The following is a 19,029-nucleotide window of genomic DNA, read 5'->3' on the forward strand; positions in this document are numbered from 1 at the left end:
GCTAAGCTCAGAGAGTCGCCAGGCGCTCGGGCAAGCCGGACTTGCCCTCCTCGGGAGGGTGGACGGTTTGGCCGCGCGCCTTTTTCGTGGGCGGGATTCGCCCCTGCGGCAATCGGAACCTGAGAGGGGATTTCATCATGAGTGCATTTCACGACCTGACGTTGAAGGCGCTGAACGGCGAGGACCTGCCCCTTGCACCGTTCAAGGGCCAGGTGGTGCTGGTGGTCAATGTCGCCTCCAAGTGCGGCCTGACGCCGCAATACGCTTCGCTGGAAAAGCTGCACCAGCAGTACAAGGGCCAGGGCTTCAACGTGCTCGGCCTGCCGTGCAACCAGTTCGCCGGCCAGGAGCCTGGCAGCGAGAAGGAAATCCAGGACTTCTGCAGCCTCAACTACGGCGTGAGCTTCCCGCTGGGGGCCAAGCTCGAGGTCAACGGCGCGCAACGTCATTCGCTGTATCGCCTGCTGGCGGGCGAAGGCGCCGAGTTCCCCGGCGACATCACCTGGAACTTCGAGAAGTTCCTGGTCGGCAAGGATGGCCGGGTGCTGGCACGCTTCGCCCCACGTACCGCGCCAGACGATCCGACCGTGGTGCAGGCGATCGAGAAAGCGCTGGCCTGATCACGGGCTGCCCAGCGCCGGCTCGCCGGCGCTGGGCAGCAACGCAGCCCCGGGCGATCTAGAACTCTACCGACGTCTGCACGTACAGCGTGCGCGGCTCACCCACGTACTTGCCCTTGTTGTTGTCGTCGAACGAGCGGGTGTAGTACTCGCGGTTGAACAGGTTCTTCACCCCCACCGCCACCTTCAGGTTCGAAAGCGCAGGGCCGAAGTCATAGCCGGCGCGGGTGCTGACCAGCATGTAGCCGGGGATGCGCCCGGTGCTGCCGTCGGCGCTCTCGCTGCCGGTGTTGGCGTTGTCGGCGTACTGGCTGCTCTGGAAGCTGCTGTCCAGGTTCAACTGCCACGGGCCTTCGGTGTAGCCGATGCCCATCGTGCCCTTGTGGCGCGACGAGAACGGCACCTGGTTGCCCTTGTTCGGGCCGTCTTCACGGATGGTGGCGTCGACGAAGGCGTAGCCGGCATGCACATCGAAACCGGCCAGGGCCGGGCTCAGGCCGTCGAGGGCATAGCGCACGCTGGTCTCGATGCCCTGGTGGCGGGTTTCGCCACGGGCGATCACCGAGTCGTTGGTCTGGTTGCTTTCGTACTGGTTGTCGAAATTGATCAGGAAAGCGCCGATCTCTGCCTGCAGGTCGCCATTGTCGTAGCGGGTACCGACTTCCCAGGTGCGCGCCTTCTCCGGTTTCACCTCGCCACTGCTGACCCGGTTGGGCATCTGGCTGTACTGCACGCTGCCGAACGAACCTTCGGTGTTGGCGTACAGGTTCCAGTGGTCGGTGAGGTGGTACATCACGTTCAGTGCGGGCAAGGCGGTGTTGTAGCTGCCCTGGTACTGCTGGCCGTTGAGCTTGTTGCTCTGCCGCGAGTCGATCATCTCGTAGCGGATGCCCGGGGTGATGGTCCAGCGGCCGATGTCGATACGGTCGTCCAGGTAGATCGCGTGGGCTTCGGTGCTGCCACGGGTGTCACGGTCGTTGCGGCTGGCGGTGGTCGGCAGGGCGCCGTTGACCGGCTCGCGGTAACGCAGTTCATGACCGGCTTCATTCACGTAGCGGTAGCCGACGCCCAGTTCGTGCCAGCTGTCGCCCAGGGCCAGGCCCTGCGAGAAACGCGTTTCGATGCCACGCACCCAGTACTCGCGCGGCGACAGCGAGACGAAGCTGCCCTGGTCGAGGTAGCCGCTGCGCAGGGTCTTGGTGAAGAAGCTGTTGACGCTGAACTGGCGGTCGTCTTGCTTGTAGTCGTAACCGAAGTTGAACAGGGTACGACGGCCCCAGAACTTGTCTTTCAGGCGCGTCGACTGGTACGGATCGGCGTCGAAGTCCGCCGTGCTGAGGCCGCCGGGCATCTCGGCCTCGCCCTCGTAGTACTGGGCCATGGCGTGCAGGCTGTTGGCGTCGTCCAGTTGCAGCTTGCCCTTGAGCATCAGGTCGTCGATCTGCGTGTCGCTGTGCTCGCGCCAGTCACTGCCACGGGTGCCGGAGTAGAGCAGGGCGCCGCCCAGGCCGTTGGCGTTGGTGCCGCCGATCAACAGGTTGGCGCTGTTCTTCAGGCCATCCTGGCTGGACGACGGGCTGAGCTGGTTCTGCATTGCCGCCTTGAAGGTGGCCTCTTCGGGAATGGCGCGGGTGACGAAGTTGACGATGCCGCCGACGTTCTGCGGCCCGTAACGCACCGCGCCGCCGCCGCGCACCACGTCCACGGCGTCCATGTTGCCCAGGCTGATCGGCGCCAGCGACAGCTGCGGCTGGCCGTAGGGGGCGAAGGGCACCGGGATACCGTCCATCAGCACGGTGGAGCGCGAGGCCAGGCGCGGATTGAGGCCGCGGATGCCGAAGTTCAGCGCCAGGTCGTGGCTGCCGGTGCCGTTGTTTTCCGGGGCGTTGACGCCGGGGATGCGGTTGAGCACTTCGCGGGCACTGCTGGCGCCGCTGCGTTCGAATTCATCGCGGCGCACCACGTCGCGGGCACCGGGGTGCTCGAAGACGTTGTCCTGGCGGGCCTCGGCCAGCCAATCGCCGACCACGGTCGAGGCGCCCAGTTCGACCGGTGCATTGCCGCCCGTGGCCGGCAGCGGTTGCAGGCTGTAGGCGTTGTCGACCTCCTGACGCGCCTGCAGGCCACTGCCGCGCAGCAGGGCGTCCAGGCCCTGGCCGACCTCGTACTGGCCTTCCAGACCGGGGCTGTTCAGGCCTTGGGTGAGGCCGGGGCTGAACGAGATCAGCGCGCCGCTTTCGCGACCGAACTGGTTCAGGGCCTGTTCCAGTGTGCCGGGCGCGATGTGGTAGTCGCGGGGCTCGCCGGCCAGGGCAAACGGGGCGGCGAGGATCAGGGCGTAGGCGAGGGGGCTGAGGCGCAGGGGCATGTGACGGAGGTCCTGTGACAAGGGGGTCTGCCTTCTCTGTCACGCGAGGTTCGGGAAATGGCTCAACGGATATGAAATAAATGTGCGCTGGAGCCGCTCTTCGTGGGAGCGGGCTTGCCCCGCGATGGCCACGTGTTGCCCTCGCTTGCCTCTCAGCCGGTTTTCGCAGCCTCCAGCGACACCCAGTACCGGGTGAACCGTCGCACCTTCACCGGGAGTGTCACCTCCAGCATTTCCAGGATCCGCTCACTGTCGGCCAGTGGATACGACCCGGAAATCCGCAGGCCGGCGACGCTTTCGCTACAACCCAGTTGCCCGAGCCGATAACGCCCAAGCTCGGCGAGAAAATCGCCCAGGCGCATCTGCGACACCACCAGCATGCCGTCTACCCAGGCCGCGCGGTTGGGGTCGAGCGGCGCGATGGCCTGCCAGCCGCCCACGGCAAACCGTGCCTGGTGGCCGGCCAGCAACGGTGTGCCGGCTACGCTGGCGCTGCCGCTGAACACTGACACCAGGCTGAATCCATCGAACTGGCGCACATCGAAGCGCCCGCTTTCCAGGCGTAGCTCGCCCTGGGCCGTGGTCAGGCGCAGTGGCCGGGGATCGTCTTGCACTTCGAGCAACAACTCGCCCTCCTGCAACCGCACCCGGCGCTGCTGGCCGTCGAAACGCACATCGGCGGCGCTGCGGGTGTTCAGGTGCAGCTGGCTGCCATCGTCGAGGGTCAGGCGGCGGCGCTGGCCGACCGGGCTGCGGTAGTCGGCCATCAGCCCGGGCAGCGGATTGTGCTGCTGCAGGCCCAGCCCGGCGGCACTGGCCACGCCGGCCAGCAGCAAGACCTTGAGGGCGCGGCGTCGGGCGGGCGAGGGTGGTGCCTGCAGGGTGGCGTGGACCACTGGCGCGGTCACGCCGCGCAGGCGCTGGTTGACCTGCTGGATATGCGCCCAGGCGCGCTGGTGCTCGCTGTCTGCCTGCAGCCAATGCTGCAGGGCCTGGTGCTGGTCGAAATCGGCACTCTGCGATTCGATCAGCCAGTGTACCGCCTGTTCGGCGATCTGCGCCGAGAACGTGCCGTTCACAGGGCGAAGTAGCAGCGTAGGGCTGCCTTGTGCAGGTAGCGCTTGACCGTGGCCAGGGAGATGCCCAGCTCACGGGCGATCTCGCCCTGGCCCAGGCCATCGACCTGGGCCAGCAGGAAGGCGCGCTTGACCAGCGCCGGTAGGCCGTCCAGCAGGCGGTCGAGCTCCAGCAGGGTATCGAAGATAAGGGCTTTGTCTTCCTCGCTCGGTGCCACCTGTTCGGGCACCTGGGCCAGGGCTTCGAGGTAGGCGCGCTCCAGTTCCTGGCGGCGAAAGTGATTGCACAGCACACGCTTGGCCACGGTGGTGAGGAAGGCGCGGGGCTCGATCAGTCGCGGCGCTTCACGGGCCTGGAGCAAGCGCACGTAGGTGTCCTGTGCCAGGTCGGCGGCGCTCTGCGGGCAGCCCAGGCGTCGTCGCAGCCAACCGGTCAGCCAGCTGTGGTGGGCGATGTAGAGGCCTTCGACGGTGGAAGAGAGGGCGCTGGGCACCGATGCGACTCCGGCGCCGGATAGCGCAACTGGAAGTAAGAATTGTTCGCATTGTATTCATGCCGCTGGTGTTCGGCAATCGCTGCCGACGCAAGGCATGCGACAGCTCGCGCTGCCATGCTTTGCTTATGAGAATTGAAATCATTAGTATTGCAGCCCCAATTCCCGGACCCTCGCCATGAAGAGCAAAGCTGCCGGCCTTCCCCTGAGCTACCGCCTGGCCGTGACCTCACGCAGCCTTGCCGCGCTGCTGGGTGGCTACCTGCTGGCGTCGATGGCCAGTGTCTGCATCACCCTGCTTGCGCCGATGACCCAGGCCGACGCGACGATGACCGGGATGATGCTGTCATTCGTCTTCTACCTGATCGCCTTCATCTGGTGCTTCGCCTGCCGCAGCGCCTGGCGTGCCTGGCTGGGCATGCTGCTGCCAAGCCTGGTGCTGGGGCTGATCAACGCACTGGCCTACTGGATGAACCTGCCATGAAAGAAGGCTTCCGCCAGGCCATGGCCTGGCTGCACACCTGGACCGGCCTGATCTTCGGCTGGCTGCTGTTCGCTATCTTCCTCACCGGGACGCTGTCGTACTTCAAGGACGAGATCAGCCACTGGACCCAGCCCGAGGTGCAGAGCCATCCGCTCGACCCGGTGGCCAGTCTCAGCCTGGCCCAGCGTTACCTTGAAACCAATGCCGGCCACGCCAGCACCTGGTTCATCCGCCTGCCCAGCGAGCGCGAGGCGGCGTTGAGCGTCAGCTGGCGCGATCCGAACGGTGGTGGGCGTCGTGGTTTCACCGACAAGGACCTCGACGCGCGCACCGGCGAGGCGGTCGAGGCCCGCGACAGCCGGGGCGGCGAGTTCTTCTACCGCTTCCACTTCCAACTGCAGATGCCCCACCCATGGGGGCGCTGGCTGTCGACCTTCTGCGCCTTCATCATGCTATTGGGGCTGGTCACCGGGATCATCACCCACAAGAAGATCTTCAAGGAGTTCTTCACCTTCCGCCCGGGCAAGGGCCAGCGGTCCTGGCTCGACGGTCACAACGCCATCGGTGTGCTGGTGCTGCCGTTCCACCTGATGATCAGCTACAGCAGCCTGGTGATCTTCATGTACATGGTCATGCCGGCCAGCATCCTGGCCAGCTACGGCGACAGCAGCGGCTACTTCAACGATGTGTTCGGCCGCGACGAGGTGCCCGAGGCGGTTGCCCAGGCCGCGCCGCTGGCACCGTTGACCGAACTGTATGCCAAGGTCCAGGAACAGGCGCCGGGGGCGCGCATGGGCTACATCCAGGTGCACAACCCCGGCGACCGCAACGCCCGGGTCACCTTCACCCGCGCCTCGGCCGACAGTGTCGCCTACCAGCGCAGCGCCATCTGGACCTTCGATGGCGTCAGCGGCGAGCTGCTGCGCCGCGGCGCGCCGGAAAGCGCAGCGATGACCACCTCGTTCACCTTCGTCGGCCTGCACATGGGCAACTTCGCCGGGCCTTGGCTGCGCTGGCTGTACTTTGCCTTCGGCGTGGCCGGCACCGCGGTGATCGGCACCGGGCTGGTGATGTGGCTGGGCAAGCGCCAGCTCAAGCATGCCAAGAGCGCGCGCATGCCCGGCGAGCTGCGCCTGGTCGAAGTGCTGAACATCGCCAGCATGAGCGGCCTGTTGCTGGGCGTGGCGGCGTTCTTCTGGGCCAATCGCCTGCTGCCGGCAACGCTGGAAGGGCGGGCCGACTGGGAAATCAACGGTTTCTTCCTGGCCTGGGGCGCGTCATTGCTCCACGCCATGCTGAGGAGCGGACGCCGCGCCTGGGGCGAGCAACTGACGCTGGGCGCGCTGGCGTTCGCCTTGCTGCCGTTGCTCAACGCGCTGACCTCCGACAAGGGGCTGGATCACTCCATCGCCGCCGGTGACTGGGCCATGGCCGGTTTCGACCTGACGGCCCTGGCCACCGGCCTGTTCCTGGCCTGGGCCGCCGGCAAGATGCTGCGCGCGCCCAAGCCGGCCGCCAAGCGTGCGCCACGCGCCGCCAAGACCGTGGAGGCGAGCTGATGCTGGGAGTTGCGCTGATGGGCTTCGCCGGTTTCGCCGGCCTGTGCCTGGCCATGGACAAACACTTCAACGACCTGCTCGGGCGCAAGCCCACGGGGCGGCAGCTACGAGCCTTGAAAATCACGGGCTGGGCGTTGCTGCTGCTGTCGTTGATCCTCGCCGTGCATGGGCGCGGCTGGGCCCTGGGTCTGGTGGAGTGGATCGCCGTGCTGATGGCCGGGGTGACCCTGTGGGTGTTCGGCCTGCCCTACCAGCCGCGGCTGTTGCTCGGCGCGGCGCTTGCCAGCCTGGTGCTCGGGCCGCTGCTGGCCGTGCTGGCGGTCTAGGCCCTTGAGCGACTCCGAGGCCGGCGGCGGGCGGGCACGCTTCCTCCAGGTGTTCCTCGCCCAGCGTGCGCGCATGGAGGCGCTGGTCAGCCGTCGTGTCGGCTGCCGCGCCACGGCGTCGGACCTGGTGCAGGACCTGTTCCTGCGCTTCTGGCGGCGCCCCGAGGTGAAGGTCGAGGCGCTCGATACCTACCTGCTGCGCAGCGCCAGCAACCTGGCCATCGACTACCTGCGCAGCGAAGGCAGCCGCGACCGCGCCGCCGAGGGCTTGCACGAACCCGATGAAACGCATTGCGCCCAGGCACCCGAGCAGGCCCTGGAGGTCGACCACGACCTGCAACGCATCGAGGCGGCCCTGCGGGCGCTGCCCGAACGCACCCGGCAGATCTTCCTGCTCAGCCGCATCCATGGCTGCACCTACGGCGAGATCGCCAAGGCCATGCAGTTGTCCCAGAGCGCAGTGGAAAAGCATATGATGCGCGCCCTCGAAGCGTGCAAGGCGAGTGTCGCCGAACCCGTGTCCCCACTGCGCCGGCCAGGGAGCGCCCGTCGATGAGTGTTGAACAGCCGATCACTGCCGCCCAGTCCCAGGCCGCCCTGCGCTGGCTGGGGCGCATCCAGCAGCAGCCGGCGCAGGCCGAGGGCGCGGCGTTCAAGCGCTGGTTGCTGGAGAGCCCCGCCCATCGCCAGGCCTATGCCGAGGCCCAGGCGCTTTGGCGCCTGAGCGAGGCGCCGGCGGCGCGGCTGGCGGCCGAGGAACACCAAGGTCTGCAAACATACCTGGAGGCCATGCGCCGGCCCGAGCGCAAGCGACCGTGGCGCGGCCTGGCGGTGGCGGCGAGCCTGGTCCTGGCGCTGGGATTCGCGGCGGGTTGGCAGCCACAGTTCTGGCTGCAGGACCTGCGCGCCGACTACACCAGCGGCGCGCAGGTACGCCAGGTAACCCTGGCCGATCGTTCGCAACTGACCCTGGATGCCGGCACTGCCGTGGCAGTGGATTTCGCCCAGGGCGAGCGGCGCGTGCGGTTGCTGCGCGGCGCCGCATTTTTCGAGGTAACCCATACCGGCGAGCCGTTCCTGGTGGATGCCCAGGGCGGCGAAGTGCGGGTGCTGGGGACTCAGTTCGAGGTGCGCGGACAGGGTGACGGCGCGCAGGTCACGGTGCGCAGCGGGCGCGTGGCGGTGACGGCGGCCGAAGGGCAACCGGCCCGCGAACTGACAGCCAACCAGCAGCTGGCCTATGCCGGTGGTGTGGCCGGTGGGGTCGAGGCGGTGGACAGCGACAGCCGCCTGGCCTGGCGCCAGGGCTGGCTGAACTACTACCAGGTGCCGTTGGCGCAGGTGATCGAGGACCTGGGGCGTTACTACCCAGGGCGGATCCTGCTGCTCGACGGTGAGCTCGCGCAGCGCAGGGTCAGTGGCAGTTTCCCGGTGGCGGAACCGCTGGCCGCGCTGGATTCGCTGGGCAAGGTGATGGGGTTCGAGCGGCAGACGCTGTTGGGCCGGTTGACCGTTTTGCGTTGACCTACGCCGGCGCCATCGCGGAACAGCAAAATATTTCCATCAGGTGATGAGGTACCTCACGCCGGCATCCGTGTAGTGAGTGGAAGTGCGATTCATTCGCATACGATCATCCCGCCCACAGGTCCGCGTCCATGAAGTTCACCCCGCGTTGCGTCTCGCTCTGGTTCGGCCTCTGCAGCTTGTCCGCCATGGTCGTCGTGCCCCATGCCGTGGCCGCCCAGCAGAGCCAGGTCTATGCCTTCGCCCAGCCCAGCCAACCGCTGGCCCAGGCACTCAACGCCTTCAGCCGTACCACCGGGCAGAGCGTGGTCTATACCCTGACGCTACCGGACCTGCGGGCCCCGGCGCTGAACGGCACCTTCGACGCCGAGCAGGCCTTGCAACAGTTGCTCGGCAACTCGGGCTTGGCCTGGCGCCGCCTCGACGCCCGCACCCTGACCCTGGAGCCGGTCGACACCTCCGGCGCGCTGAACCTGCAGGCCACCACCATCAACTCGCAACTGGACGACTACAGCTACCAGCCGCCGGCCAGCGCCTCGATCATGCGCGGCCAGGGCGCGACCCTGGATATCCCGCAGGCCGTGAACGTGGTCCCGGCCCAGGTGATCCGCGACCAGGCGCCGCGCAACCTGGACGATGCCCTGTACAACGTCAGCGGCATCACCCAGGGCAACAACTTCGGCGGTACCGCCGACACGGTGATGAAGCGTGGCTTCGGCGACAACCGCGACGGCTCGATCATGCGCGACGGCATGCCGATTGTGCAGGGCCGCGCGCTAAATGCCAGCACCGAACGGGTCGAAGTGCTCAAGGGCCCGGCCTCGCTGCTCTACGGCATCCAGGACCCGGGCGGGGTGATCAACGTGGTCAGCAAGCGCCCACAACTTACCCAGTACAACGCCCTGACCCTGCGCGGCTCGACCTACGGCAGCGGCAAGAACGGCAGCGGCGGCGGCCTGGACAGCACCGGTGCGCTGGGGGAGAGCAACCTGGCCTATCGCCTGATCGTCGATCACGAGGATGAAGACTACTGGCGCAACTTCGGCGTGCACCGCGAATCGCTGGTGGCGCCGTCGCTGGCCTGGTATGGCGAGGACACCCAGGTGGTGCTGGCTTATGAGCACCGCGAGTTTCGCTATCCATTCGACCGCGGGACCGCCTTCGGCAGCGACGGCCACCCGTTGAACATACCCGCCACCCGTCGCCTGGACGAGCCGTTCAACGACATGGAGGGCCGCTCCGACCTGTACCGCCTGGAAATCGACCATCAGTTGGATGACGCGTGGAAGCTGCACGTCGGCTACAGCTTCAACCGCGAGACCTACGACGCCAGCCAGGTGCGCGTGACCGGCGTGGATGAAAGCACGGGCACGCTGTCACGCAGCATCGACGGCACCCGGGGCGCCCTGAGCCGTGACCAGTTCGCCACCTTCAGCCTCAACGGCAGCGTCGAGCTGGCCGGCATGCGCCACGACCTGGTGCTGGGTGCCGATCACGAGGACCGCAAGGTCTATCGCGCCGACCTGATCCGCCAGAACAGCCGCTCGACCTTCAGCTACCTGAACCCGGTCTATGGCCGCGAAGTGGAAGGCACCAACGTGCGCGCCACCGACAGCGACCAGACCGACAAGCTGCGCACCGATTCGCTGTTCCTGCAGGACGCCTGGCACCTGGACGAGCACTGGATCCTGGTAGCCGGCGGGCGTTTCCAGCAGTACGACCAGTACGCCGGCCGTGGCCGACCGTTCACCGTCAACACCGACAGCAGCGACCAGACCTGGGTGCCCCATGCGGGCGTGGTCTACAAGCTCGATGACCAACTGTCGTTCTATGGCAGCTACAGCGAGTCGTTCAAGCCCAACTCGACCATCGCCCCGCTGAGCATCGGCGGTGGCCGCACCCTGACCCTGGACTCTGGGATCGCGCCGGAGGAGGGCAAGTCCTGGGAACTGGGGGCCAAGCTCGACGTGCCGGGCGCGGTGACCGGTACCCTGGCGCTGTTCGACATCACCAAGCGCAATGTGCTGGTGGCCGATGGCGACACCCAGCGGGGGACCATTATCTACAGCAACGCGGGGGAAGTCCGTTCACGGGGCGTCGAGCTGGACCTGACCGGTCAGCTCAGCGAGCGCTGGAGCCTGATCGGCGCCTATGCCTTCACTGACGCCGAGGTCACCAAGGACCCGCAGCTCAAGGGCAATCGCCTGCAGAACGTCGCTCGTCACAGCGGCTCGCTGTCGGCGGTATACGACTACGGCAGCCTGTTCGGCGGTGATCGCCTGCGCCTGGGGGCTGGTGCGCGCTACGTGGGTGAGCGTGCGGGCAACGCGACAAACGACTTCGACCTGCCGGCCTACACCGTGGCCGATGCCTTCGCCAGCTACGAAACCAAGCTGGACGAGCACAAGGTGCGCCTGCAGTTGAACGTGAAGAACCTGTTCGACAAGGTGTACTACAGCTCGGCGGTGAACCGTTACTTCGTCGCGGTGGGGGATGCGCGGCAGGTCAGCCTGTCGAGCACGTTCGAGTTCTGACGCCAACCGATGATGGGCGGCGTGGGAGCGGGCTGGCCGCGCGATAACGCCCGGCAGTCAGGCGCAGAACGCCGCACGATACTCCCCGGGCGTTGCTCCCAACGCCTGGCGAAACCGGTTGCTGAAGTGACTGGCACTGGCAAACCCGCACAGCAGCGCCACTTCGCCCAGGGGCAGTGTGCCCATGCGCAGCAACCGACACGCCCGCTGCAGCCGCCGAGCAAGCAGGTACTGATGCGGCGGCAAACCGAAGCTTGTCCGGAACATCCGTGCAAAGTGGTATTCGGAAAGGTTGCAGCGCAGTGCCAGCTCGCCAAGCGTCAGCGCCTGGTCGAGGTGGGCCTCGATATAGTCCACCAGTTGCCGACGCTGGTGCGGCGCCAAGCCGCCCTTGAGTTTGAGCCCCTGGCGCAGGCCGGCCTGATTGAGCACGGCGTGGTCGATGATGTCATGGGCCAGGCTGCTGGCCAGCAGGCGCTCGCCGGGCTCGGCCCAGTCCAGGCCGATCAGCTGGCGAAAGCGTGCGGCCTGTTGCGGGTCGTCGAGGAAGGTCGCCTCGTGCAGCTGCATTTCACGCGGCTCGCGGTCCAGCAGGCGGGTGCAGCCAAGGGCGAACTGCTGTTCGCTGATGTACAGGTGGGCCAGGCGGATCGTGCCGTTGACCACCCAGTTGGACTCATGGCCGGCCGGCATGATGCACAGCTTGCCCGGCGCGCCCTTGTCGGCCGGGCGCTGGCGGCGGAAGGTACCGGTGCCGTCGGCGATGTAGCAGGACAATGTGTGGTGGCTGGGCGCCTGGTAGTCGCGGGCGTCGTCGCGGTTGCTCCACAAGGCCGCCGCCAGCCCGTCGCCCAGGTGCGCGCTCAGCTCCAGCCGGGCGTGGGGCGAGGCATGCATGGCGTTGAAGACTTGCAGGTGGTCGAGTGCGGGCATCGGAGACTCCTCTGGAGGCCATCGTACTGCGGCGCGGGCGGGATGGCAGCTGGCGGAGGAGGAAAAGCGCAAGTTTATGCAAGCGCCGGACTCAGGGCGCGGTAAAGACTCGTAGTCCTGGCGAGGGCTGCGCCCTCGAATCGCTGGCAAGCCAGCTCCCACAAGGTGAAGGCATGTGCTGTTCCTGTGGGAGCTGGCTTGCCAGCGATGGGCCGCGAAGCGGCCCCAAGTCGACTGTCTGGAGGAATGCCCGTGAACCTGTCGCTCTATCTGCTCACCGTCCTGATCTGGGGCACCACCTGGATCGCCCTGAAGTTGCAACTGGGGGTGGTCGCCATCCCGGTGTCGATCGTCTACCGCTTCGCCCTGGCCGGGTTGATCCTGTTCGCCTTGCTGCTGCTCACCCGCCGCCTGCAGCCGATGAACCGGCGCGGCCACCTGGTGTGCCTGGCTCAGGGCCTGTGCTTGTTCTGCGTCAACTTCATGTGCTTCCTCACCGCCAGCCAGTGGGTCGCCAGCGGCCTGATCGCCGTGGTGTTCTCCACCGCCACCCTGTGGAACGCGATCAATGCACGGATCTTCTTCGGCCAGAGGATCGCCGCCAATGTGCTTGGCGGCGGGGCCATGGGGCTGCTGGGCTTGGGGCTGCTGTTCTGGCCGGAGCTTTCCCATCATGCCGCCAGCCGCGAAACCCTTTATGGCCTGGGCTTGGCGCTGCTTGGCACGCTGTGTTTCTCCGCAGGCAACATGCTCTCCAGCGTGCAGCAGAAGGCCGGGCTCAAACCCATGACCACCAATGCCTGGGGCATGGTCTATGGCGCGTCGATGCTGGCGGGGTATTGCCTGCTCAGGGGGATCCCCTTCGATATGGAGTGGAACACGCGTTACATCGGCTCGCTGCTGTATCTGGTGATCCCGGGCTCGGTGATCGGCTTTACCGCCTACCTCACCCTGGTCGGGCGCATGGGGCCGGAGCGGGCCGCCTACTGCACCGTGCTGTTCCCGCTGGTGGCGTTGAATGTGTCGGCGTTCGCCGAGGGCTATCAGTGGACAGCGCCGGCGTTGCTGGGGTTGGTGGCGGTGATGGCGGGGAATGTGCTGGTGTTTCGCAAGCCGAAGCCCAGGCCTGTGGAAGGGGGGCTGGCAGTCAAGTAATGGCGCCCTGTCGCAGTCTGCAGTGGGAGCGGGCTGCGACCGGGCCAGTACCTCGGGTTGAACGGCTCAGCCTTTCCACACCTGCGGATTCACCAGGTCCTGCGGCCGCTCGCCCAGCAAGGCCGAGCGCAGGTTGTCGATGGCCCGGTTGGCCATGGCTTCGCGAGTCTCGGCAGTGGCCGAGCCGATGTGCGGCAGGGTCAGGGCGTTGGGCAGCTTGAACAGCGGCGAATCGCCGAGCGGTTCCTTCTCGTACACATCCAGGCCGGCGCCGCGAATGGTGCCTTCCTGCAGTGCCTCGACCAGTGCCGCTTCGTCCACCACCGGGCCACGGGATATGTTGACCAGGAACGCGCTGGGCTTCATCAGCTTCAGCTCGCGGGCGCCGATCAGCTTGCGGGTGGCGTCGGACAGCGGCACCACCAGGCAGACGAAATCGGCTTCTGCCAACAGCTCATCCAGGCTGCGCAATTGCGCGCCCAACTCCTGCTCCAGCGCGGCCTTGCGGCTGTTGCCGGTGTACAGCACCTGCATGTTGAAACCGAAACGGCCACGCCGGGCGATGGCCGCGCCGATGTTGCCCAGGCCGACGATGCCCAGTTTCTTGCCGTGCACATCGCTGCCGAACTGCGCCGGGCCGACGGTGGCCTGCCAGTGTCCGGCCTTGGTCCAGGCGTCCAGCTCGGCGGTGCGCCGGGCGCACCCCATGATCAGGGCGAAGCCCAGGTCGGCGGTGCTTTCGGTGAGCACGTCGGGGGTGTTGGTCAGGGCGATGCCCCGCTCGTTGAAGTAGTCCAGGTCGTAGTTGTCGTAGCCGACCGAGACGCTGGACACCACCTCCAGCTTGCCCGCGCCTTCGAGCTGCGCCCGGCCCAGCTTGCGGCCGACGCCGATCAGGCCGTGGGCCTCGGGCAGCGCTTCGTTGAACTGGGCGGCGATGTCGCCCAGCTTGGGGTTGGGCACGATCACGTTGAAGTCGTGTTGCAGGCGCTCGGCCATGGCCGGGGTGATGCGGCTGAAGGCCAGGACGGTCTTTTTCATCGGGCTGCTTCTCTGCAAGGCGGGTAGGGGCGGTGTCGTTGCTTAGCAACCTACCATTGTCCCCCGCCCGAATGCACCGGCTTTTTCAGTTGGCGATCAGCAGCTCGTGGGTTTTCAGGTCGGCCTCGTGGGCGGCGAGAATCTCCGGCAGCGAGTTGCGCAGGTACTCGACCCAGGTCTTGATCTTCGCATCCAGGTACTGGCGCGACGGGTAGATCGCATACAGGTTCAGTTCCTGCAGGCGGTACTGCGGCAGGATCCGCACCAGGCTGCCGTCGCGCAGGCCATCAATGGCGGTGTAGATCGGCAGCACGCCCACGCCCATGCCGCTGCGGATCGCGGTCTTCATCGCATCGGCGGAGTTCACCTGGAACGGCGAGGTGGTGATGTTGACCACCTCCTGCCCCTCGGGGCCGTCGAACAGCCATTTCTCCAGCGGGATCACCGGGCTGACCATGCGCAGGCAGGCATGCTTGAGCAGGTCGGCGGGCTTGTGCGCGAAGCCGTGGCGCGCCACGTAGTCGGGCGCAGCGCAGACGATGCTGTAGGTGATACCCAGGCGCTGGGAGACGAACCCCGAGTCCGGCAGCTCGCTGGCCAGCACGATGGACACGTCATAGCCCTCGTCGAGCAGGTCGGGCACGCGGTTGGCCATGGTCAGGTCGAAGGTCACGTCCGGGTGCGATTCGCGGTAGCGTGCGATGGCGTCGACCACGAAGTGCTGGCCGACGCCAGTCATCGAATGCACCTTCAGCTGCCCGGCGGGGCGGGCATGGGCATCGCTGGCCTCGGCCTCGGCTTCTTCGACGTAGGTAAGAATCTGTTCGCAGCGCATCAGGTAGCGCTTGCCGGCCTCGGTCAGCGCGATGCGCCGGGTGGTGCGGTTGAGCAGGCGGGTTTGCAGATGGGCTTCCAGGTTGGAGACCGCCCGCGACACGTTCGCGGTGGTCGTATCCAGTTGCGCCGCGGCAGCGGTAAAGCTGCCGAGCTGGGCCACGCAACTGAAAGCACGCATGTTTTGCAGGGTGTCCATGGGTCACTCTCGGTTTAGAGGACAAAATTGTGACATGAAGTAACGCTGTTTCGCTTCCGACTAAAGCCGGATTATCGCTGTTTTGGTAACAAAGATTCGCAGGAATATACGCTTATCGCCAATGAAACCCGCCCCTAGAATTGCCCGGCCCCTCCACCTCTTCCTCGGGAAATCGCAGCTGTGCCGCGTCGCAACATCAGAGCGCTTAGCGCGCTCAGTGCCTGTGCCCTTTGTCTCACCTTGAGCGGCTGTATCGGAACCTGGGGCATCGCCCCGCAGAGCAAGACCCTCCAAGCCAACCAACTGACCACCGACGACGCCATCCGCGAGGCTGCGCGCGACGCCCACTGGCCGGCCCAGCAATGGTGGCGCGCCTATGGCGACGCGCAGTTGAACGACTGGGTCGCATTGGCATTGGCCGGCAGCCCGAGCATGGCCATGGCCGCCGCGCGGGTGCGCGAAGCCAAGGCCATGGCGGGCGTGGTCGAGTCGGCGGAAAAGCTGCAGGCCAACGGCAACGCCACCCTCAAGCGTCACAACTGGCCTGAGGATCAGTTCTACGGCCCCGGCGCGCTGTCCGGCGCCAACACCTGGGACAACAACGCCGCCATCGGTTTGAGCTACGCCCTGGACCTGTGGGGCCGCGAGCGCAATGCCAGCGAGCAGGCCGTGGACCAGGCGCACATGAGCGCCGCCGAGGCGCGCCAGGCCCAGCTGGAGCTGGAGAACAACGTGGTACGCTCCTACATCCAGCTCAGCCTGCATTACGCCCGGCGCGATATCGTGCTGGCGGAGCTTGCGCAGCAGGAGCAGATCGTCGCCCTGGCCAAGCGTCGCCTCGACGGCGGCATCGGTACCCATTTCGAAGTCAGCCAGGCCGAAGCGCCGCTGCCGGAAACCCACCGTCAGATCGACAGCCTCGACGAAGAGATCGCCCTGACTCGCAACCAGCTGGCGGCCCTGGCCGGCAAGGGGCCGGGGGAGGGCGCGAAACTGCAACGCCCGACCCTGACCCTCGCTGCGCCGCTGAAACTGCCGTCGAACCTGCCCGCCGAACTGGTCGGGCAGCGTCCCGACGTGGTCGCCAGCCGCTGGCAGGTGGCGGCCCAGGCCCGTGGCATCGACGTGGCCCATGCCGGGTTCTTCCCCAATGTCGACCTGGTCGGCGGCCTCGGCTTCATGGCCACTGGGGGCGGCCCGCTGGAGTTCCTCACCGGGCGCAAGTTCAACTACAACGTCGGGCCGGCCATCAGCCTGCCGATCTTCGATGGTGGCCGCCTGCGCTCGCAGCTGGGCGTGGCCTCGGCGGGCTATGACGTGGCCGTGGCGCGCTACAACCAGACGGTGATCGGCGCGTTGAAGAACATCTCCGACCAACTGATCCGCCGCGAGTCGATGAAGGAGCAGGCGCATTTCGCCGCCGAATCCGTGGCCGCCGCGCAGAAGACTTACGACATCGCCACCGTCGCCTTCCAGCGCGGGCTCACCGATTACCTCAACGTGCTGAATGCCCAGACCTTGCTGTTCCGTCAGCAGCAGGTGCAGCAGCAAGTGCAGGCCGCGCGCCTGGTGGCCCATGCCGAACTGGTCACTGCCCTGGGCGGCGGCCTGGAGGCGGGCAAGGATGTGCCCGATCAAGAGCGCCAGGCCGCACCGAAAACACCAGCCACCCTGGCCATCTTCGACACGCCGGACCACGCCGAATGAGCACATCGAGCTTGCCCTTGCGCTGGCTGCAGAGCCTGGAGTGGCGCCGGGGGTTCTTTGCCTGGGCGCGTACCGACGGCGTCACCTGGGTCTATATCTTCAAAGTCCTGGCCGCCGCCTTCATCACCCTGTGGCTGGCCATGCGCCTGGAGCTGCCGCAGCCGCGCACGGCGATGATCACCGTGTTCATCGTCATGCAGCCGCAGAGCGGCCATGTGTTCGCCAAGAGTTTCTACCGGGTGCTCGGCACCCTGGCCGGCTCGGCGATGATGGTCGCCCTGATCGCGATCTTCCCGCAGAACACCGAGCTGTTCCTGCCCAGCCTGGCCCTGTGGGTCGGCCTGTGCTCGGCGGGCGCCATGCGCTATCGGACCTTCCGCGCCTATGGGTTCGTGCTGGCCGGCTACACGGCGGCGATGATCGGCCTGCCGGTGCTGCAGCACCCCGATCAGGCGTTCATGGCAGCGGTGTGGCGGGTGCTGGAGATTGCCCTGGGGATTCTCGTTTCGACCTTCGTCAGCGCCGCGATCCTGCCGCAGTCGGCCAGTGCCGCCATGCGCAACGCCCTGTACCAGCGCTTTGGCGTGTTCGCCGGGGTGGTGGTCGAGGCCCTGCGCGGCGACAGCCAGCGCGACCGTTTCGAGACCAGCAATGTGCGCTTCGTTGCCGAGGCGGTCGGCCTTGAGAGCCTGCGTAACGTCACCGCCTTCGAAGACCCGCACATGCGCCGGCGTTCCGGCCGGCTGGTGCGGATGAACAGCGAGTTCATGGCCATCACCACGCGTTTCAACGCCCTGCACCGGTTGCTCGAGCGCCTGCGCGCCCGTGGCCCGCTGCAGATCGTCGGCGCCATCGAGCCCGGGCTGCAAACCCTGGCCGAGCTGCTGCAGCCCTATGTCGGCCGGGCGTTGACGGACGCCGACGCCTTGCGCCTGGCCCTGGAGCTGGGCACCTACAAGGAAGGCCTGCAGGCCCAGGTGCGTGGTCTGCGCGCCGAGTATCTGCAGACCAACCCCAGCGAGTCTGACCTGCTCGACTTCCATACCGCCTTCGAGTTGCTGTACCGCTTCGTCGACGAGATGTACAGCTACGCCGAGACCCACGCCTCGCTGGCCGTGCACAAGCACGAGCGCGAACAGTGGGACGAACCTTATGTGGCCCAGACCAGCTGGCTGGTATCGCTCGCCGCTGGGGTGCGTGCCTCGGCGGTGCTGTTGCTGCTGGGCAGCTACTGGCTGCTCAGCGATTGGCCCAGTGGCGGCATGATGACCCTGATCGCCACGGTCACCGTGGGCCTGTCGGCGGCATCGCCGAACCCCAAGCGCATGGCGTTTCAGATGGCCTGCGGCACGGCGATCGGCGCCTTCGTCGGCTTCTTCGAGACGTTCTTCGTGTTCCCCTGGATCGATGGTTTCCCACTGTTGTGCATGGTGTTGGCGCCGGTGTTCGTGCTCGGTGCGTTCCTCGCCTCGCGCCCGGCCTATGCCGGTTACGGCCTGGGCCTGCTGGTGTTCTTTGCCATCGGCTCGGTGCCGAACAACCTGACGGTCTACGACCCCTATACCTTCATCAACGACTACATCGGCATGGTCATCGGCATGTTCGTCTGTGCCGCGGCCGGGGCGATCATCCTGCCGCCCAACAGCCGCTGGCTGTGGAACCGGCTGGAGCAGGAGTTGCGCGAGCAGGTGCTGTTCGCCATCGGCGGGCGCTTGCGCGGCCTGGGCTCGGCCTTCGAAAGCCGTACCCGCGACCTGCTGCACCAGGCCTACGGCCTGGCCGCCGGCAAGCCGCAGGTGCAGAGCCAGCTGATGGGCTGGATGTTCACCGTGCTGGAGATCGGCCACGCCATCATCGAGCTGCGCAAGGAGCAGGCCCGCGCTCCGGTGCACCCGGCCTACGCCGAGTCGCAGCCGTGGCGCCAGGCCATCCGCGTGATGGGCCGGGCCCTGGCGCGGTTGTTCCTGCAACCCAGCGCCAGCAACTACGAACGCGCGCTGGTGGCGGTGGACCATGCCATCAGCCGCGTGCAGGCCACCGACGAACCTTTCGCCCGGCACTTCGACACCTCGGTGCTGCGGCGCGCACAAAGCTACCTGCACTTCATCCGTTCCTCCCTGCTTGACCCACAGTCGCCGCTGGCTCCGGCGAAAGGACTGCACGATGCTCCGTGAA

The 19,029-nt window shown here is 66.8% G+C and carries 16 protein-coding genes; 10 read left to right on the forward strand and 6 right to left on the reverse strand.

The window, feature by feature from the left end; translation table 11 throughout:
- The first annotated feature begins 137 nt into the window (after window positions 1-137).
- Window positions 138-620: a glutathione peroxidase gene (locus ACODS9_RS03345; RefSeq protein WP_046854202.1), complete on the forward strand. Its 483-nt coding sequence runs from the start codon at window positions 138-140 to the stop codon at window positions 618-620.
- 58 nt (window positions 621-678) lie between these two features.
- Here the strand turns inward: ACODS9_RS03345 and fecA are convergent, their stop codons facing one another.
- The 3 genes from fecA to ACODS9_RS03360 all read right to left on the reverse strand — a co-directional run bounded on the left by fecA (window position 679) and on the right by ACODS9_RS03360 (window position 4,558).
- Window positions 679-2,988, reverse strand: a complete 2,310-nt coding sequence (fecA, locus tag ACODS9_RS03350; protein WP_489093218.1) for a TonB-dependent Fe(3+) dicitrate receptor FecA — start codon at window positions 2,986-2,988, stop codon at window positions 679-681.
- A 152-nt stretch (window positions 2,989-3,140) separates the two neighbouring features.
- Complete coding sequence (locus ACODS9_RS03355; RefSeq protein WP_489093219.1) at window positions 3,141-4,067, reverse strand: FecR domain-containing protein; 927 nt, start codon at window positions 4,065-4,067, stop codon at window positions 3,141-3,143.
- The gene (locus ACODS9_RS03360) at window positions 4,064-4,558 is read right to left on the reverse strand and encodes a sigma-70 family RNA polymerase sigma factor (protein WP_489093220.1); all 495 of its coding nucleotides are present in this window, start codon (window positions 4,556-4,558) and stop codon (window positions 4,064-4,066) included. Before ACODS9_RS03360 ends, ACODS9_RS03355 begins: the two co-directional genes overlap by 4 nt.
- A 178-nt stretch (window positions 4,559-4,736) precedes the next feature.
- Between ACODS9_RS03360 and ACODS9_RS03365 the strand changes: the two genes are divergently transcribed.
- The 6 genes from ACODS9_RS03365 to ACODS9_RS03390 all read left to right on the forward strand — a co-directional run bounded on the left by ACODS9_RS03365 (window position 4,737) and on the right by ACODS9_RS03390 (window position 10,985).
- Window positions 4,737-5,042, forward strand: coding sequence for a DUF3649 domain-containing protein (locus tag ACODS9_RS03365; protein WP_094011745.1), 306 nt, complete (start codon window positions 4,737-4,739; stop codon window positions 5,040-5,042).
- On the forward strand, window positions 5,039-6,601 hold the full coding sequence (locus ACODS9_RS03370) for a PepSY-associated TM helix domain-containing protein (RefSeq protein ID WP_489093221.1): 1,563 nt from the start codon (window positions 5,039-5,041) through the stop codon (window positions 6,599-6,601). The genes ACODS9_RS03365 and ACODS9_RS03370 overlap by 4 nt, the downstream gene beginning before the upstream one ends.
- Window positions 6,601-6,927, forward strand: coding sequence for a DUF3325 domain-containing protein (locus ACODS9_RS03375; RefSeq protein ID WP_489093222.1), 327 nt, complete (start codon window positions 6,601-6,603; stop codon window positions 6,925-6,927). The genes ACODS9_RS03370 and ACODS9_RS03375 overlap by 1 nt, the downstream gene beginning before the upstream one ends.
- A 4-nt stretch (window positions 6,928-6,931) precedes the next feature.
- Window positions 6,932-7,483 (forward strand): RNA polymerase sigma factor, encoded by a 552-nt coding sequence (locus ACODS9_RS03380; RefSeq protein ID WP_489093223.1) that lies wholly within the window; start codon window positions 6,932-6,934, stop codon window positions 7,481-7,483.
- Window positions 7,480-8,451 (forward strand): FecR family protein, encoded by a 972-nt coding sequence (locus ACODS9_RS03385; RefSeq protein ID WP_489093224.1) that lies wholly within the window; start codon window positions 7,480-7,482, stop codon window positions 8,449-8,451. The genes ACODS9_RS03380 and ACODS9_RS03385 overlap by 4 nt, the downstream gene beginning before the upstream one ends.
- Window positions 8,452-8,582: 131 nt before the next feature.
- Window positions 8,583-10,985: a TonB-dependent siderophore receptor gene (locus ACODS9_RS03390; protein WP_489093225.1), complete on the forward strand. Its 2,403-nt coding sequence runs from the start codon at window positions 8,583-8,585 to the stop codon at window positions 10,983-10,985.
- A gap of 57 nt (window positions 10,986-11,042) precedes the next feature.
- Here ACODS9_RS03390 and ACODS9_RS03395 read toward each other — a convergent pair whose 3' ends face one another.
- Window positions 11,043-11,918 (reverse strand): helix-turn-helix domain-containing protein, encoded by an 876-nt coding sequence (locus ACODS9_RS03395; RefSeq protein WP_489093226.1) that lies wholly within the window; start codon window positions 11,916-11,918, stop codon window positions 11,043-11,045.
- Window positions 11,919-12,170: 252 nt separating this feature from the next.
- On the opposite strand from ACODS9_RS03395, the gene ACODS9_RS03400 reads away from it, so the two are divergent.
- Window positions 12,171-13,073 (forward strand): DMT family transporter, encoded by a 903-nt coding sequence (locus ACODS9_RS03400; RefSeq protein ID WP_489093227.1) that lies wholly within the window; start codon window positions 12,171-12,173, stop codon window positions 13,071-13,073.
- Window positions 13,074-13,139: 66 nt separating this feature from the next.
- On the opposite strand, the gene ACODS9_RS03405 is transcribed toward ACODS9_RS03400, so the two are convergent.
- On the reverse strand, window positions 13,140-14,114 hold the full coding sequence (locus tag ACODS9_RS03405; protein ID WP_489093228.1) for a 2-hydroxyacid dehydrogenase: 975 nt from the start codon (window positions 14,112-14,114) through the stop codon (window positions 13,140-13,142).
- 85 nt (window positions 14,115-14,199) lie between these two features.
- Window positions 14,200-15,147 (reverse strand): LysR family transcriptional regulator, encoded by a 948-nt coding sequence (locus ACODS9_RS03410; RefSeq protein WP_046854215.1) that lies wholly within the window; start codon window positions 15,145-15,147, stop codon window positions 14,200-14,202.
- A 180-nt stretch (window positions 15,148-15,327) separates the two neighbouring features.
- On the opposite strand from ACODS9_RS03410, the gene ACODS9_RS03415 reads away from it, so the two are divergent.
- Together ACODS9_RS03415 and ACODS9_RS03420 are read left to right on the forward strand one after the other, a co-directional pair.
- Entirely contained in the window at window positions 15,328-16,854 is a 1,527-nt protein-coding gene (locus ACODS9_RS03415) for an efflux transporter outer membrane subunit (RefSeq protein ID WP_489093229.1), read from the forward strand.
- Window positions 16,851-19,028 (forward strand): FUSC family protein, encoded by a 2,178-nt coding sequence (locus ACODS9_RS03420; protein ID WP_489093230.1) that lies wholly within the window; start codon window positions 16,851-16,853, stop codon window positions 19,026-19,028. Before ACODS9_RS03415 ends, ACODS9_RS03420 begins: the two co-directional genes overlap by 4 nt.
- Window position 19,029: the final 1 nt, after the last annotated feature.

The organism is Pseudomonas sp. FG36 (assembly GCF_057809275.1).

What these genes read in the sequence shown, in the direction of transcription:
- ACODS9_RS03345 (WP_046854202.1), top strand. Translation starts at nt 138, where the DNA reads ATGAGTGCATTTCACGACCTGACGTTGAAGGCGCTGAACGGCGAGGAC.
- fecA (WP_489093218.1), bottom strand. Translation starts at nt 2,988, where the DNA reads ATGCCCCTGCGCCTCAGCCCCCTCGCCTACGCCCTGATCCTCGCCGCC.
- ACODS9_RS03365 (WP_094011745.1), top strand. Translation starts at nt 4,737, where the DNA reads ATGAAGAGCAAAGCTGCCGGCCTTCCCCTGAGCTACCGCCTGGCCGTG.
- ACODS9_RS03370 (WP_489093221.1), top strand. Translation starts at nt 5,039, where the DNA reads ATGAAAGAAGGCTTCCGCCAGGCCATGGCCTGGCTGCACACCTGGACC.
- ACODS9_RS03375 (WP_489093222.1), top strand. Translation starts at nt 6,601, where the DNA reads ATGCTGGGAGTTGCGCTGATGGGCTTCGCCGGTTTCGCCGGCCTGTGC.
- ACODS9_RS03385 (WP_489093224.1), top strand. Translation starts at nt 7,480, where the DNA reads ATGAGTGTTGAACAGCCGATCACTGCCGCCCAGTCCCAGGCCGCCCTG.
- ACODS9_RS03390 (WP_489093225.1), top strand. Translation starts at nt 8,583, where the DNA reads ATGAAGTTCACCCCGCGTTGCGTCTCGCTCTGGTTCGGCCTCTGCAGC.
- ACODS9_RS03395 (WP_489093226.1), bottom strand. Translation starts at nt 11,918, where the DNA reads ATGCCCGCACTCGACCACCTGCAAGTCTTCAACGCCATGCATGCCTCG.
- ACODS9_RS03405 (WP_489093228.1), bottom strand. Translation starts at nt 14,114, where the DNA reads ATGAAAAAGACCGTCCTGGCCTTCAGCCGCATCACCCCGGCCATGGCC.
- ACODS9_RS03410 (WP_046854215.1), bottom strand. Translation starts at nt 15,147, where the DNA reads ATGGACACCCTGCAAAACATGCGTGCTTTCAGTTGCGTGGCCCAGCTC.
- ACODS9_RS03420 (WP_489093230.1), top strand. Translation starts at nt 16,851, where the DNA reads ATGAGCACATCGAGCTTGCCCTTGCGCTGGCTGCAGAGCCTGGAGTGG.